The 16,100-nt window shown below is 67.4% G+C and carries 11 protein-coding genes; 5 read left to right on the plus strand and 6 right to left on the minus strand.

All coding sequences use genetic code 11. The features are described from left to right. Positions 1–48 precede the first annotated feature (48 nt). Positions 49–3,354 carry a carbohydrate binding domain-containing protein gene (locus tag ABIB15_RS04900; RefSeq protein WP_354475738.1) on the minus strand — a complete coding sequence of 1,102 codons (3,306 nt, stop codon included), beginning with the start codon at positions 3,352–3,354 and terminating at the stop codon, positions 49–51. A gap of 176 nt (positions 3,355–3,530) precedes the next feature. Between ABIB15_RS04900 and ABIB15_RS04905 the strand changes: the two genes are divergently transcribed. From ABIB15_RS04905 to ABIB15_RS04920, 4 genes are all read left to right on the plus strand, one after another. Continuing rightward, on the plus strand, positions 3,531–5,030 hold the full coding sequence (locus ABIB15_RS04905; protein WP_354475740.1) for an SDR family oxidoreductase: 1,500 nt from the start codon (positions 3,531–3,533) through the stop codon (positions 5,028–5,030). A 52-nt stretch (positions 5,031–5,082) separates the two neighbouring features. After that, a complete protein-coding gene (locus ABIB15_RS04910) occupies positions 5,083–5,727 on the plus strand; it encodes a GDSL-type esterase/lipase family protein (RefSeq protein ID WP_354475742.1) in 645 nt (214 codons plus the stop codon). Between the two features lie 28 nt (positions 5,728–5,755). Beyond that, positions 5,756–6,103 carry a DUF6804 family protein gene (locus ABIB15_RS04915; protein WP_354475744.1) on the plus strand — a complete coding sequence of 116 codons (348 nt, stop codon included), beginning with the start codon at positions 5,756–5,758 and terminating at the stop codon, positions 6,101–6,103. 110 nt (positions 6,104–6,213) lie between these two features. Further along, positions 6,214–7,812 carry a stealth family protein gene (locus tag ABIB15_RS04920; RefSeq protein WP_354475745.1) on the plus strand — a complete coding sequence of 533 codons (1,599 nt, stop codon included), beginning with the start codon at positions 6,214–6,216 and terminating at the stop codon, positions 7,810–7,812. Between the two features lie 9 nt (positions 7,813–7,821). Here the strand turns inward: ABIB15_RS04920 and ABIB15_RS04925 are convergent, their stop codons facing one another. Continuing rightward, a complete protein-coding gene (locus tag ABIB15_RS04925) occupies positions 7,822–8,775 on the minus strand; it encodes a phosphodiesterase (RefSeq protein WP_354475746.1) in 954 nt (317 codons plus the stop codon). Between the two features lie 334 nt (positions 8,776–9,109). Here ABIB15_RS04925 and ABIB15_RS04930 point away from each other — a divergent pair, with 334 nt between their 5' ends. Continuing rightward, positions 9,110–11,281, plus strand: a complete 2,172-nt coding sequence (locus ABIB15_RS04930; protein ID WP_354475747.1) for a DEAD/DEAH box helicase — start codon at positions 9,110–9,112, stop codon at positions 11,279–11,281. Positions 11,282–11,438: 157 nt separating this feature from the next. On the opposite strand, the gene ABIB15_RS04935 is transcribed toward ABIB15_RS04930, so the two are convergent. Genes ABIB15_RS04935 through ABIB15_RS04950 form a run of 4 tightly spaced genes read right to left on the minus strand, consistent with a single transcriptional unit; the run spans position 11,439 to position 16,008 of the window. Continuing rightward, positions 11,439–12,824, minus strand: a complete 1,386-nt coding sequence (locus ABIB15_RS04935; RefSeq protein ID WP_354475748.1) for a maltokinase N-terminal cap-like domain-containing protein — start codon at positions 12,822–12,824, stop codon at positions 11,439–11,441. Between the two features lie 38 nt (positions 12,825–12,862). Continuing rightward, positions 12,863–13,126: a mycoredoxin gene (locus ABIB15_RS04940; RefSeq protein ID WP_502908909.1), complete on the minus strand. Its 264-nt coding sequence runs from the start codon at positions 13,124–13,126 to the stop codon at positions 12,863–12,865. Next, positions 13,123–15,267, minus strand: coding sequence for a S9 family peptidase (locus tag ABIB15_RS04945; RefSeq protein WP_354475750.1), 2,145 nt, complete (start codon positions 15,265–15,267; stop codon positions 13,123–13,125). Before ABIB15_RS04945 ends, ABIB15_RS04940 begins: the two co-directional genes overlap by 4 nt. Before the next feature lie 30 nt (positions 15,268–15,297). Continuing rightward, a complete protein-coding gene (locus ABIB15_RS04950; protein ID WP_354475752.1) occupies positions 15,298–16,008 on the minus strand; it encodes a hypothetical protein in 711 nt (236 codons plus the stop codon). Positions 16,009–16,100: the final 92 nt, after the last annotated feature.

A 16,100-nucleotide genomic window follows, 5' to 3' on the forward strand; every position in this document is an offset into this window, starting at 1 on the left:
TCGGTGAGGGCTTCGTCGTTCTCAGACGCCGTCAGTTCGGCGCGCGCGTTACCGGCAGGGCCGCCCGGGGAACTCCGGCTTGCCCGCAAACGCGGGCTTGCCTGGGACCGCCGGCTTGCCCTTGACCTCCGGCTTGCCTCGGACGGTGCAGGTCTGCACCGGAATGTCCTCGACCAGGGTGACCCGGTCCAGACTCACCGATCCCGCACCGCTGAAGCCGAAGCCGTAGCCCTGCACGTCGGTGAGGGTGAGGCCGTCGCTCGGTGCGCCGGCCGGCTGGTCCGCGGCACGGGTCAGGTCGGCGAACGGCACCGTCACCTTGCGCCATCCGGCCTGGTTATCGACGAAGCTCGTCTCGAACCGCTCGGCGGTGTCTGGCGCCTGGAACACACGGATGTAGTCCAGGGTCAGCGATTGCGGGAACACGAGATCCTCGCCAGGCGCTCCGCCGAAGTTGCCGCCGACGGCCACGTTGGTGAGCAGCGAGAACGGGTGGTCGTACACCCACTCGTTCGGTGCCACGTCGGCCGGGGTGGCCGAGTGGTACTGGATGCCGTCGACGAACCAGTCGATCCGCTCCGGGGTCCACTCGACCGAGAAGGTGTGGAACTCCTCGTACACCGGGGTGTCGAACGTGTAGATGTCGCCGAACGAGTTGCCTCCGGAGTATCCCGGTCCGTGGATGGTGCCGAAGATCTCATTGGGCAGGCGCCCGACGAACTCCATCACGTCGATCTCGCCCGTCTGGGGCCAGCCGACCTCGCGGAAGTCGTTGCCGAGCGTCCACACGGCGGGCCAGATTCCGGAGCCCTGGGGCACCTTCACGCGTGACTCGATGCGGCCGTACTCGAACTCCTGCTTCTGCTCGGTGATGAGGCGGGCCGACGTGTGCGTGCACGGTCCGTACCAGCAGTCGAGGTCGGTGGTCGCCGGGTCGATCTCGCGAGCGGTGATCACCATGTTGCCGTTGCCGTCATGCGCCGCGTTCTCGGTGCTGTCGGTGTAGTACTGCAGCTCGTCGTTGCCCCAGCCCCAGCCTCCGGTCTCGTAGGTCCAGTTGTCGGGATTGGCGGGAGTGCCCGCCGCTCCGTCGAACTCGTCGCTCCATACCGGAACCCAGCTGTCGGGCCCCTGGTCGGCGGCCGCGTTGTCAGCCACCGTCATGGTGACGGTGTCGCCGTCGCCCTCTCCGAGGTACCAGAACGACAGTCCCTCGTAGGCCGACCAGTCCTGACCGGCCGCGAAGTCGCGCGTGAGAGTCGACTCGCCGCCCGTGGTCACGTCGAGCACGTTCTCGAAGACGTCCTGTCCGGCGTAGGTGCCTGCGGCGGCCTCGCGCACCGTGAGGTCGATGTCGCCCTCAGCGTCGAAGAGCCACGGGTGGGTCTCGAAGTCGTCGATGATCGTGAAGTCGATCGGGTCGTCGTCCTGGATGCTCACGGTGGCGCTGTCCACGAAACCGAACTCGGCTCCGATCGGGTTCGACAGGTCGATGAGGAAGGTCTCGTCGACCTCGTGCTTGGCGTTCTGCAGGGTCGAGACGGTGATGGTCGCCTCACGCTCCCCGGCGGGGATGGTGATCGTGCCGCTGGCCGCGGTGAAGTCGCGGTCGAGCGTCGCGGGCAGGTCCTCGGTCGCGGTGCGTGCAGCGGACTCCGCCGTCGCGAAGTCGACGGTCACGTCGGTGGCGGAGAGCCGGTTCAGTCGCACGGTCGCGGTGGCATCTGCACCCTCGAGAACCTCGTACCCGGCGCGGTCGAATCCGACCGTCAGGGGCACCTCGGCGGCTTGGCCGTAGAGCAGCACATCGTCGTAGTAGAACGTCTGCGTGCCCGGCGTGGTGAGCGCGCCGAAGGCGAAGCCGTGCATCTCGGTGAGCCCGAGCCCGTCGTTCGGCGCGTTGTTGTTGATGTTCTTGCGCGCGATGTCGGCGAAGTCGAACTGCTGGAACTTCCAGCCGGTCCAGTTGTCGGTGTACTCGACAACGAAGCGCTCGGCGTCGTCGACGGTCGAGCCCGGGTTGCGGTTGTCCTGGATGTCGAGGAACAGACGTGTTCCCGATCCGTTGCCGTGCATCCAGAATCCGATGCCCTCGTAGGTGCTCCAGTCCTGAGTGGTCCACGCGTCGGCGGTGTCGTTGGTGAAGTTGCTCACGACGACGCCATACGACGTCACGGTGAATGCCGAGGAGAGCACGTCGTTGCCTGCAGCTTGGCCGGGCACGGCCACGGGGGACGGGACCGTGCCGAACGAGACGGTGCTGTTCGGGTCTTCGGCATTGAACCAGCCGACCGGCACCGTTCCCGCGGTGCCCGACGGAAGCGCGGCCTCGAAGTCCTCGACGAGCAGCGTGCGGCCGGTGGGCGGACCGACGACCGGGCCGTCGTTGTCGACGATCGTGATCGTCGCGGCGCTCGGGCTGCCGAGCACCGCGCCGACAGCGTTGCTGAGGGTCAACGCGAGGTTCTCGCTCGGCTCCTCGGCGTCGTCATCGATCGTGGCGACCGAGATCGTCTTCGTCGTCTCGCCGGCGGCGAACGTGATCGTGCCAGTCGCGGTGGTGTAGTCGCCGGTGCCGGCGGTACCGTCGCTCGTCGCGTAGTCGACGGTGATGGGGGTGGTGGGTGCAACATTGAGGCGCACGTTGATGTTGGCGGTGGCTCCCTCGATGACCTCGGCGGATGCGGCGGACAGTGAGACCGTGGGCGTCACCTCGGTGCCCGCGAAGAGCTCGATGTCGTCGATCTGCACCGTGGCGGTGCCGCTGACGGCGGGAACAGCGTAGCCCCACATGGTGGTGAGGCCGAGGCCGTCGTTCGGTCCCGGGTTGAAGTCGGTGGAGCGGACCAGCGACGACCACGGGATCTCGATGGGGCGCCATCCGGCCACATCATCGGTGAATTGAAGTTCGAATCGCTCCGATGTGTCGGAGTTGGTCCCGCCGTCGAAGATCTCGAACTGCAGGACGGCGCCGGAGCCCGTGCCGTTCAGCATGAACCGAACGCCGTCGAAGTCGCTCCAGTCGGCCGCCGCGGGGAAGTTGTGGCCGAAGCCGGCGTAGGCGCCGGCGGGAACGTCGAACCCGTAGGAGAGAACCTTTGTCGGTTCGGTCTGGCCGGGCTTCGCCCCGGCGGTGCCCGGAGTAACGTCGACGATGCCTATCCCGGCCCCGCCGCCCCCTCCGCCATAGGAGAAGTAGGCGGGGGCGGGGGCGCCGGCCTCGAAGTCGTCGACCGTGGATACTGTCTCGGCCGCCGCGGCCGAGACACCCCCGACCGCTATCGGCACGATGAGCGCCGGCACGGCAACCGCGGCAGCGATTATCCGTGGGAGCGCTCTCAAAGTAATGGACATGTCTTCTCCGCCAGATAGTCGACGACCCCCATTGGCCGCCTCCTCTGACCGTCGTCGGCCAGATTCCGCCATCCTAGCCATGAAATCGCGTCCGCCACAAAGGTTATTTTTGCTCGACGCCAGAGGGGAACACGAAACCTCCGGCAAGTCACAGGGGTCGCGGCTAGGGTCGGAGAATGCGAATTCTGGTCACCGGTGCGACCGGTTACATTGGCGGGCGGCTCGTGCCGAAGCTTCTTGAGGCGGGCCACCAGGTGCGTGTGCTCGTGCGGAACACGGCCAAGATGCGCGATGTGCCGTGGGCGGACCAGGTCGAGATCGTGCAGGGTGACCTCGGCGACCCCGCCTCGCTCGTCGACGCAGTGGACGGCATCGAGGCGCTCTACTACCTTGTGCACGGAATGGGCGGTTCCGGCGATTTCGAGCAGGCCGAGAAGGAGTCGGCGATGAATGTCGCGCGTGCCGCACGGGCCGCGCATGTGCGCCGCATCGTGTACCTCGGTGGCCTGCACCCGGACGGCGAGTTGTCGCCGCACCTTCGATCTCGCGCCGAGGTCGGACGCATCCTCATCCGCTCCGGGGTTCCGACCGTTGCGCTCCAGGCCGGGGTGGTGATCGGATCCGGCTCGGCCGCGTTCGAGATGATCCGGCATCTCACCGACGTTCTGCCGTACATGCCCGCTCCCAAGTGGGTGCGCAACTTCATCCAGCCCATCGCCGTGCGCGACGTGCTGCACTACCTCGTCGAAGCGGCGGACCTGCCGCCCGAGGTCAATCGCACGTTCGACATCGGTGGACCGGATGTGCTGCGCTACGGCCAGATGATGAACGGCTACGCGCTCGAGGCCGGACTCAAGCAGCGGGCGATCGCCGCTCTGCCGGTGCTCACTCCGTGGCTCGCCTCGCAGTGGGTCAACCTCGTCACACCGATCCCGCGCCGCCTTGCGATTCCGATTATCGCGTCGCTGCAGTACGACTGCGTGATTCACGAGCACGACATCGCGAACTACATCCCCGCTCCAGAGGGTGGGCTGACGCGGTACCGCACCGCGGTGCGACTGGCCCTCGGCCGTGTGCGCGACGGCGAGGTCGAGACGAGCTGGCTGAACTCCTCCGTCGAGGGTGCCCCGGCGAACCTCCTCCCCTCCGACCCCGACTGGACCGGCCACACGGTCTACATCGACCTCAAGGAGAAGCACACGCAGGCGTCTCCCGAGGACCTGTGGGCGGTCATCGAGGGCATCGGCGGGGACAACGGGTGGTACTCCCTGCCCGTTGCGTGGGCCGCGCGGGGTGTACTGGACAAGCTCGTCGGGGGAGTCGGCCTGCGCAGGGGACGGCGCCACGCCGAGACCCTGAACTCGGGTGACGCGCTCGACTTCTGGCGTGTCGAGGAGATCCGGCGGGGCAGCTTCCTGCGCCTGCGTGCCGAAATGAAACTGCCGGGCCGGGCGTGGCTCGAGCTCAGCGTCGAACCGGCCCCCGGAGGCGGCTCGGACTACCGCCAACGCGCGATCTTTTTCCCCCAGGGCCTCGGCGGTCGTCTCTACTGGTTCGCGATCCTCCCGTTCCACGGCATCATCTTCAACTCGATGGCCACAAAGATCACCCAGACTGCCGAAGCGAGAGCTGAGAAGTCGGTGCCGGGCGGGGAAGAGAAGGTCATCGCGGCCTAGGGTGGAGGAAACCACACGCTGCTCTGGCGAGCGCGATTACGGGGAGGCCCTCATGAACGACGCACAACCGGACGGCGCGACGAGCGAGCACGACAACGGCCGCCAGCACGACGAGCGCGACACGGTGGCGTTCCTCGGTGACAGCCTTACCGCCGGCGGGCGCTGGGCCGATTGGTTCCCTGACCTGAACGTCGTGAACCTCGGCGTCAGCGGAAGCACGACGGATGACCTGATCAGCCAGATCGATGACGTCGTGGAGCTTCGACCGGACGAGATCGTCATGCTCATCGGCACCAACGACCTCGGCACGCGCCAGACTGTCGAGCACCTCGTGCGCAACATCGAGTCGGCGTGCGTGAGGCTGCGCAAGGAACTGCCCGGTTCGCGGATGCTGGTGCAGTCGATCCTGCCCCGTGGCCGGGAGTATGCCCCCCGTCTCCAGGATGCCAACATCCACCTTCGCCAGTTCTCCTCCACCGTGCGCGCCCAGTTCCTCGACCTGTGGCCGGCGATGGCGCTGGAGGACGGCGAACTCAACCCCGAATTCTCCGGCGATCGTCTGCACCTCAACGACGCCGGCTACGAGGCGTGGCTTGGCGAGCTGCGGCCCGCCCTCGTTCGACTGCGGGAAATGCCGCCCATGACCACCCCGATTCAGATCATCAGGCCCGACCAGTACACCCGCCCCGCCCGCTGACCCCAGCGGCGACCGCTAGCGTTGACGCGTGACCACCTATCCCACCGCCGCCTTCCGTCGCACCGCCCTCGTACCCGGAGTGCTCGCCGCGATCGTGCTCGCGGCCGGTGCCGTGCTCGTCGGCACGGAGGGATTCACCTGGATCCGCTACGTAACGAGCATCCTCGCGCTCATCATCAGCGTCTTCGCGTGGCAATCCCGGCAGTGGTGGTGGCTCCTCGGGCTGCTTCCGATCGCGGTCGCGTGGAACCCCGTCATTGTGCTCCCGTTCGACGGCGTGGCGTGGCAGGCGGTGCAGTTTGTGGCCGCCCTCGTATTCATCGCGGCGGGCCTCCTGATCAAGGTTCCCAACCCCGAGGACCGCAACCGGCGCTGACCGGTGTGGCAGGCGGGGAGAACTCGTCGCGGGCGGGGTGATAATGGAAGAAGCTAAGGGCCCGAACCAGAAGAACGGCAGCGGGCCAGGCTCAGACGATTGGGCCCCGAATGACCGACAACCTCGCGCCCGTAGTGGTGTCTTCCCTCGCCTCCCCCGGCGTGATCCGCCGCGCCGACGTCGTCGTCCGCAAGGGGATGTTCACCCTCGTCAACGGCCATCTCACGCCGCGCGAATCGATGATCGAGGATCTTCTGTTCCTCGGTTCGGTTCTTGATTCCGCTGAGATCCCGTTCTTCCTGATCCGTGACGGGGGAGACCGCCCCATCATCGCGGTCGACTTCTCGCGGCGGAAGAAGCTGCGTACTGCCCTCGCCGAGGCGTGCGCAAACGAGCCGTTCTACTCGAAGCCCGCCGGCGAGCGCGGCCGTCCGCCCGTTCTCGTGGCCGAGGGCCGACTCGCGGACGACCCGAAGGCGCGCGCCTTCACCCTCTACCGCCCGCGCATCGAGCCGCAGGGACGGCTGCGCTACGGCTCCGCGACCGGCGTCAGGGTCGAACTGTGGGAGTGGGCCGGCGACACGATCATCGCCCCCGCCGAGAACGCCCTCATGCGGAACACCCTCCTCGCCAGCGACGCGATCGAGGGCACCGTCGACCTCTTCGGGGAGACGTGGCCCACTCTTGACGGCATGTTCGACGAGCACGCGAGCGACATCGCCTTCGACATCGACATCGTCTTCTCCTGGGTCGACGGGGCGTCGATCGACTGGCAGCGCGCGCGGGCGAAGCGCATGGAGAGCTATGTCGTCGGCGAGGGCGACAGTGCCGAGGCGCGCTACCGCCAAATCGACGAGCTCAAGTACGCGCTGCGCTCGGTGCACCTGTTCGCACCCTGGATCAGGCGCATCTTCATCGTGACAGACTCGCCGGTGCCCACCTGGCTCGACGAGCACGCGGGCGTCACCATCGTGCGCAGCGAGGACTTCTTCGTCGACACGTCGGTGTTGCCGACGCACAACTCGCACGCGATCGAGGCGCAACTCCAGCACATCCCCGGACTCTCGGAGCACTTCCTCTACTCGAACGACGACATGTTCTTCGGTCGTCCGATCTCACCCGACATGTTCTTCTCTCCCGGCGGGGTCACCAAGTTCATCGAAGCGAACACGCGCATCGGACTCGGCGAGACCCACGCCGGCCGCAGCGGGTTCGAGAACGGTGCACGGGTGAACCGCCGCCTGCTCGGCGAGAGGTTCGGCAAGATCACCACGCGTCACCTCGAACACGCCGCGACCCCGCTCCGCAAGTCGGTGCTGATCGAGCTCGAGCGCGAGTTCGCCGAGGACTTCACCCGCACGAGCGCCAGCCCGTTCCGCTCGGCGACCGACATCTCGGTGACGAATTCGCTGTATCACTACTACGCGCTCATGACCGGCCGGGCCGTCACCCAGACGCAGGCGAGCGTCAAATACGTCGACACGACCATGCGCGAGGGTCTCCGCGACCTGAAGAGGCTCCTCAAGCGGCGTTCATTCGATTTCTTTTGCCTGAACGACGGAAGCTTCCCCGAAATCGACGGGGCGGAGCGGGCGACCGCGGTGCTCTCGTTCCTCGATCGCTACTTCCCGATTCCGGCGCCATGGGAACGGGCGCCGGCGGGAGAACACTCCGGTGGGCTCGGTCGCTCGGACAGCGAAGCAGGCTGAGCCCCGCGCTCAGAGGGCGGCGACAGCGGCGACCGCGGCGAGCGGGAGCACGAACGGCGGCTCCGCGGTGACGTGGGGGTTCACAGCATCCGGGATCACAACCCCGTGTTCGGCGAGGATCTCCGCGGTCTCCTCCGCTGTGACCCAGGTCGACACCGTCGGGTAGTTGCCCACGGGCACCACCGAGTGAAGCACGGTGTCGTCATAGACATGCACAAGGTTGAAGGACTGTGCTCCATCTCGACCGCGTGTGCCGCCGACCGGCACATTGAGGTCTTGGGTGTAGCAGGTGGCCGACGCGACCGAGACGGGAACCCCCGCGAACGTCGCTGTCGTCGAATAGTGCAGGTGCCCGGCGATGATGCTGCGCACATCCGAGCCCCTGATCACTTCGGCGAGCCCGTCCTGCTCACGGAGCTCCACGAGCACGGCGAGGTCGAGAACGCTCGGCACCGGTGGGTGGTGCATCGCCAGGATGGTTCCGTGCGGTGCCGGCACCGACAGCTCCTCGGCGAGCCAGTCGAGCTGCTCGTCGGAGACGATGCCGTGGTGGTGGCCCGGGACGGTGGAGTCGAGAGCGATGATGCGAAGCCCGTTGATATCGTGCACCCGGTCAACGGGATTGGAGGTCGGCAGTTGGCCGAGGAGCTCGCGGCGGAACGTGGACCGGTCGTCGTGGTTGCCCATCACCCAGATGACCTCGGAGCCCAGCCGCTCCGCGACGGGCTCGATCATCTCCCTGAGCTTGGCGTAGGCACCCGCCTCGCCCTTGTCGGCGAGGTCTCCGGTGAAGACGATCGCCTCGGGGCGGGAGCCGGATGCTTCGAGCTCTGCGACAAGCTGCCGCAGCAGCCCCTCGCTGTCAACAGCTCCGTACAGGTGGTCAGCAGCCACCAGGTGGGTGTCGCTCAAGTGCAGAATGAAATGGTCTGGCCTCGCGTACTGGGCCCTGTAACCGGACATGACACCCATCACAGCACCTAAAGCTTGCCAAGAGGTGAACAAACCCCGGAGAGTCTGGCCCCAATCGAGGGTACACTCGGAGGTCCATTGCGCGCGTTGCGGGGCGTCGATGTGGAAAATCGGCCCCCGAGCCGCGTAGTCTGTTAGCAGCGCACGACGAATCCGCTTCCCGTCCCGACCTTGTCCGCAAGTTGCTCGAGGATGGATTCCGCGCCCACCGGGAAGTGTCCGTCCTCCACCGGAGGTCGTCCGGGTCGGCACCCCAGCGGTGTACGACCATCCGGCAGGTAGAGTCAGCGCCGCATTCGTTCAGCGCGCTCAGTTCAGGAGGAACATGGCTCGGTCAGGCCAGTCGAGGACGTCCCAGCGGGGGCAGTCGCCACAGAGGACAGCATCCGGTCGCCCGTCGCAGCAGCGACGAGCGCGCCACGGCGACGAGGTCGGTCTCATCCCGGTGCTTGCGCGCGCCGTGCGGGAGATCGAGGCGGCCGCCGAGCGAGGCAAGGTGGGGCCATCGAACCGCACCAAGTTCCAGGTTGTCGCGCTGCTCGTGCGGGAGGAGCGCTCGCGTGCCAAGAAAGACACCGAGGTGACCGACTCGGAGCGGGCCGAGGTGCTCAAGCGGCTCGACGGCGTCGCCACGATTCTTGCCAAGACAGCCGCGCGGGACACCTCGCTCATCCAGCTCCTCGCCGAGGAGGTCGTGGTGTCGGATACCGCGAAGGCGCTGCGCCGCGACATGCTCATGGCATCCGGTGTGCAGATGAGCCCGGACGACCTCGTGATCACGAAGGAGCCGGTCGCTGTCGCACCGGCCGCCGAGCGCCAGGTGGTTCCGAAGTCGGTCGTTGCACGGCAGCTGTCCAACCCGTTCCTCGCCCCCGATTTCAGCCAGAGTGTGAAGGCCAAGCCGACGACCAGGCGGCTCGCCAACTGGGAGCTGCTCGAACCGCTGTTCCGCGCCTTCGAGTACGGCGCCGGCGGTCAGGCTGCGAGCATGGATCTGCCTGCCCCGACGGCGGCCGACCGCCGCGTTCCGGGCGGACGTGAGCTCTTCACCCACCAGGCCGCCTTCGTCGCGAGCGTGCGCGAGGGTCACCGTAGCTACCTGCTCGCCGACGAACCCGGACTCGGGAAGACCGCCCAGGCCCTGCTCGCCGCCGCCGCATCGAACTCCTACCCCCTGCTCGTCGTCGCGCCGAACGTCGTGAAGATGAACTGGGCGCGGGAGGTCGAACTCTGGACGCCGAACAAGACGGCGACCGTCATCCACGGCTCGGGGGAGAGCCTCGACGCCTTCGCCGACATCGTGATCGTCAACTACGACGTACTCGACCGGCACGTCGGCTGGCTGCGCACCCTCGGGTTCAAGGGTATGGTCGTCGACGAGGCCCACTTCATCAAGAACCGCGAGTCGCAGCGGTCTAGGCACGTTCTGTCGCTTGCCGACAGCATCCGCGCCCGCTCGCCGCGCGCACTCATGATCGCGCTCACGGGCACCCCGCTCATCAACACGATCGAGGACTTTCGCGCGATTTGGCAGTTCCTCGGCTGGATCGACGGCGAGAAGCCGACGGCAACCCTTCTCGACAGGCTCGAGGAAACGGGGCTCACGCCTGCCGACTTCGGCTTCTTCGCCGAAGCACGCCAGACCGTCATCGACATGGGAATCGTGCGGCGCAAGAAGCTCGACGTCGCCTCCGACCTCCCCTCCAAGCGCATCGCCGACCTGCCGGTCGAACTCGACGACGAGGTGGGGCGCTCCATCCGTCAGGCTGAGGAGGCCCTGTCGAAGCGCCTGCTCGACCGCTACAACCGTGGCCTGGCGCTCTCGAAGAACCCCGACGAGATCGACAGGGACGCGCTCGTGCGGCTCGTCGCCCAGGCCGAGCTCGAGGAGTCCAAGGCGGCGAAGACGGGCGAGAATGTCTTCACGATGGTGCGCAAGATTGGAACGGCCAAGGCGGTGCTCGCCGCCGACTACACCGCGCAGCTCGCCCGGTCGGTGGGCAAGGTGGTCTTCTTCGCGAAGCACATCGACGTCATGGATATCGCGGAGCAGACCCTCGCCAAGCGGGGCCTGAAGACCGTGTCGATCCGAGGTGATCAGACCGCCGCCTTCCGGCAGACCCAGGTCGACGCGTTCAATAACGATCCGGATGTCTCGGTCGTCGTGGCATCGCTCACCGCGGCCGGCGTTGGCCTCAACCTGCAGGCCGCGTCGAACGTCGTGCTCGCCGAGCTCAGCTGGACGAGCGCCGAGCAGACGCAGGCGATCGACCGCGTGCACCGCATCGGCCAGGAGGAGCCGGTCACGGCCTGGCGCATCATCGCGGCGCAGACAATCGACGCGAAGATTGCCGAGCTCATTGGCAGCAAGGCCGGCCTCGCCGCCCGTGCTCTCGACGGCGACGATTCTGCGGTGATCGGGGAGTCGAGCCTGCAGCTCGACGCGCTCATGCACCTGCTGCGCGAGGCTCTCGACGTTTCGGGCCAGTTGAACTGAGGTGGGGGCTCACGCGGCACCCGAACCGAAGGGGCCGCAACTTCGCGAACCGCCCACATCTGCTGCATTCGAGGGCCCGAACCCAACACGTGCGGGCAACTCGTGGAATCTGTGCGGTTCGTGTGATGAGCGGACCGTCAGCTGCCGGCCAGCGTTGTCAGGCCGCGGCGCGCTCCACCAACCGGTCGATCGCGGCGAGCGGTATCGACAACCAAGCGGGTCGGTTGCGCGCCTCGTAGACGGCCTCGTAGAGGGCCTTGTCGATCTCGAATGCATCGAGCAGCGAGCGGTTCGCCCGCAGGTCCCTGCCGGAGCGGGAGATATACCCGTCGAGGAATGCGCGCCGCGCCGCCAGCGCCCAGTCGGTCACGGACCGCCCGTGGGATTGGGCGACGGAGCCGGCGGCATAGTCAAACGAGCGCAGCATCCCGGCGACATCGCGCAGCGGGAAGTCCTCCCGTGCACGCTCGTGCATGGGGCGCATCGGCTCGCCCTCGAAATCGAGGATGATCCAGCCGCGGCCGGGCACCCAGAGCACCTGGCCGAGGTGAAAGTCGCCGTGGATGCGCTGCATGGCGGGCCAGGCGGATGTCGCGGCCCTCGTGTACACCGACTGGAGCGCCGCGCGGTGCTGCTCAATCCCCGGCACCTCCGCGACTGCCTCATCGAACCGGGCCCGCATGCTTGCGATCGTCGCGGCGATATCGTTCGGGGCGGCCGCGCGCCTCGGAAGGGCGGCGGCGAGGGTCATATGCACGTCGGCGGTGGCCTCGCCCAGGCTCCGAGCCCGCTCTGTGAAGTCCTCATCCGCTTCCGCTGCCCCGAGGGCGACGCGCCAGGCATCCTCGACCCCGGGAAAGAACTCCTGGGCGAAGGCGAGATGGCCGTGGGCGAACCCGGTCGGCTCTCCCGTGTCGTGCCACTGGCCGTTGATGTGCCCGACGGACCGTGGCACGACGGTTGAGCCTGCGCCGGCGAGGGCGCTGAGAAGCGTCACATCCGGGTTCTCGCCGTGGTGCAGCGACCGGAACACCTTGCAGATGATCGGATCGGCAGGAGTGCCGTCGAGCCCGACCATGTCAAAGATGATCGAGGTGTTCGACTGCTCGCCAGTGAGCACCCGGGAACCTCGGATTTCGACGGCGGGAGTAGTCGGCACGCAGTGTCCGCGCGCGGCTATGCCGGGCGCGCCATCGTCGGGGAGCACGGCGCCCTCGTCGAGGATGAGACGCAGGATGGCCTTCGCGCACGCTTCGTCCCGCGGACCGTCATAGATGAACCGGGTAACGCCGTTCTCCTCGTAGCTGCCGATGAGAGCGTGCTCAAGCCCGGCGACAGGCGCAGACCTTTCGGTCAGCGGCACCTGATAGAGCAGAGGACGCTCGGCCGTGTCGAGGAACAGGTGCACGGTGATGTGAGCCTGTCCGTCCGGGTCGGGCAGATCGAAACCGCCGAGCCGATCCCAGGACGGGGCCCGACCCTTGCCGGCGTACCAGCGCTGTTCGGTGATCCAGGTTGACAGGAATTCCGGCAGGGCGGTCATGGTGCCTCCAGCTGGGTAGGGCGGGTTGTGGAGAGGTGTCACGCCGCGAGGCGTGCCGTGACCTCCGCGAGCGAGGGATTGGTCGCCGACGACCCGTCCGGGAACAGCACGGTCGGCACAGTCTGGTTGCCGCCGTTGATCGTCGCGACGAGTTCGGCGGTTCCGGGAACGGCTTCGATGTCGATGTCCCGGTAGGCGATGCCCGCCTTGCTGAGCTGCGACTTCAGCCGCGTGCAGTAGCCGCACCACGGGGTGGAGAACATCGTGATGCCGCCGACGTCAGGGGTGTAGTTCACAGTCATCCCTCGAGCTTACGCGCCGCGCCTGAGACGTCGAGAACCCACGCGTACTCGAAGGCGCGCTCGCGCCACGCCTCGTACCGTCCGCTCACGCCGCCATGGCCCGCGCTGAGCTCGGTTTTCAGGAGCGCAGGTGCCCCGACTTCGCGCAGCCGCGCGACCCACTTCGCCGGCTCGACGTAGAGCACCCGGGTGTCGTTGAGGCTCGTCACGGCGAGGATCGCCGGGTAGGTGATGTCGCCGCGCACGTTCTCATATGGCGAGTACGACCGCATGTACTCGTAAACTGCGCGGTCGTGCAGCGGGTTTCCCCACTCGTCCCACTCGATCACCGTCAACGGCAGTTCGGGGTCGAGAATGCTCGTGAGCGCATCGACGAAGGGAACGCCCGCGAGGATCCCGCAGAACAGCTGCGGGGCCATGTTCGCGATGGCGCCGACGAGCAGCCCGCCGGCGCTTCGCCCCTCGGCCACCAGTTGCCCCGGGGTCGTGCGCCCCTCGGCGACGAGGTGCTCGGCGACTGCGATGAAGTCGGTGAAGGTGTTGCGCTTGGTGAGTGTCTTGCCACTCTCGTACCAGCCGCGGCCGAGCTCTCCGCCGCCGCGCACGTGCGCGATCGCGAAGAGCATCCCGCGGTCGAGCAGCGACAGGCGGGCGATCGAGAAACTTGGATCCATGCTTGCCTCGTAGGAGCCGTAGCCGTAGAGCAGGGTCGGCACCGGGCGGGAGGCGTCGACGAGCCCCTTCTTCCAGACGAGCGAGATCGGCACCCGCGTGCCGTCGGATGCCGTCGCCCAGTCCCGCGCCTGCTCATAGTCCTCCGGGAGGTAGCCGCCGAGCACGCTCTGGCGCTTGAGCAGCCGGTATTCCTTCGCGTCGACGTCGTAGTCGAAGACGGATGTCGGAGTGACGAACGAGGTGAACGTGAGGCGCAGCGTGGGGGCGTTCCACTCCGGGTTCGCGCCCACGCCCACATCGAAGAGTGCCTCGTCGAATTCGAGCTCGCGCAGGCCGCCGTACCCCACGAACGCCGCCCCGACAACCCTCGCGCTCAACGGGATGATCCCCACCCGGGTGAGGGCCTCGCGACGGTAGGACACCACGAGGTGCGAACGGAACGCATCCACCCCCTCGAGGCGGGCCTGGAGCGAATGGGGGATGACGACCAAGCGGTCACCGAGGGGGTCGGCGGCGGCGACGTCGACGAGTTCGAAGTTCTCGGCGCCGTCGTTGTGGGTGATCAGCAGCCGGTCCTCGCCGGCGACGACGGCGTGCTCGACGTCATACTCGACCCCCTCCACCCGTGGCCAGATGACGCGGAACTCTCCCGTCGGGTCGGCGGCGTCGACGTAGCGCACCTCGCTGGTGATCTTCGACCCGATGTGGATCATCAGGTACTTTCGGCTTCGGGTGCGGTCGATGCCGACCCAGTAGCGATCGTCCTTCTCGGTGAACACGGTGACGTCATCGGCCGCGGCGCTGCCGATCCGGTGCCGCCAGACGGTGTCAGGGCGCCAGGCGTCGTCGACGGTGCAGTAGAAGACATAGGCGCCGTCGAGCGAGAACAGCGCTCCCGCGGCCGTTGCCGGTATTTCGTCGATCGAGCTGGCCTCGCCCGACGCGATGTCCCTGATCCTCAGGGTGTAGCGCTCATCCCCTGCCACGTCGACGGCCCAGGCGAGCAGGGTGCCATCGGTGGAGACGTCGAAGCTGCCGAGCGAGAAGAAGTCGTGCCCCTCCGCCTCGGCATTCGCGTCGAGGAGCACCTCCTCGCCGACGAGGGGGGAGCCGGCATCCGTAGCCGGTGCGCTCCAGTCGTCCTCGCCGCTGATCGGCGCGCGACAATAGACCCCGTAGGACTTCCCCTCAACAGTGCGGGTGTAGTACCAGTGCCCCCCGCGGCGCGTCGGTACCGAGAGATCGGTCTCCTGGGTCCTGGCCTTGATCTCGCCGTAGATCTCGTCCGTCAGCGACTCGAGGTGGGCGGTGTTCGCGGCCGTCCACTCGTTCTCCGCTGTGAGGTGAGCAATGACGGCCGGGTCGTCCTTGTCGCGCAGCCACTCGTAGTGGTCGGTGAAGTCGTGACCGTGGTGGGAGCGGACGATGGGCAGCTTGGTGGCCGTGGGCGGGTTCGAATTGATCACGCTCCACCGTACCCAGCAATGGCGCCCGGATCACTCCGCGATGAGAAGCTTCCAGCGGATGAAGGCATCCGGGTCGATCGGCAGCCGCGACCAGACGGAGTGCTGGCGTAGCCCGACGGCGGCATCGAGCGCGCGGAGGATGCGGCGGTCGGCGGGCGTCAGCTCGTGCCGGGTGCCGATCGGGTCGTGGACGAATGAGACGAGGAACGCGGCGTTTCTGGCGTGCACGAACGGCTCGGTAGTGCTGGATCCAAATTGGGCGGCCTCGTAGACGATGGATGCGAGCAGGCTCGGCAGCGGAACGGACGGTGCCCGAAGTCCCTTGCTCGCACCGCGGGGTTCGCAGCGTTCGAGCGCCTGGTCGCCGCCGCTCAGCGAGGTAATGCCTGTCACATCGACGATCCATTGCTGCGGGAGGTCGGTGCGCGATCCCCGTTCTGCCGGTCGACTGAACCGGAACTCCGTCGAGACAGAAGGCTCCTCGAGCACGAATCCGAGTTCGCGCAGGCAGCGGATGACCGTCGGCATGGCGCTCGCCGTCGTCACCAGGCGACCGAGTGGCCGCGCGGAGTGGCTGACCAGCTCGCAGTCGCCGTCGTGGGCGAGGGCGTGGGCCATCGCGGCGTGCCCTCCCACGAGCACCCAGGAACCCTCGTCGAGCAGCGCGCTCAGGTCAAGAATGGTGTCCCAGAGCTCGTCAGGCCAAACGGTGGATTCCGGAACGGCAAAAGCAATACTCACTGCACGACCCCCATCGATGCTGTGACGCGCAACTGGCGCCCCCGGGGACCATCTAATCGCAGCGGCGGGGCTTCGCGCTCCCCCCGTTCGGG

Source organism: Marisediminicola sp. UYEF4 (genome assembly GCF_040546025.1).
In the GTDB taxonomy this organism is placed as follows: Bacteria; Actinomycetota; Actinomycetes; order Actinomycetales; family Microbacteriaceae; genus Marisediminicola.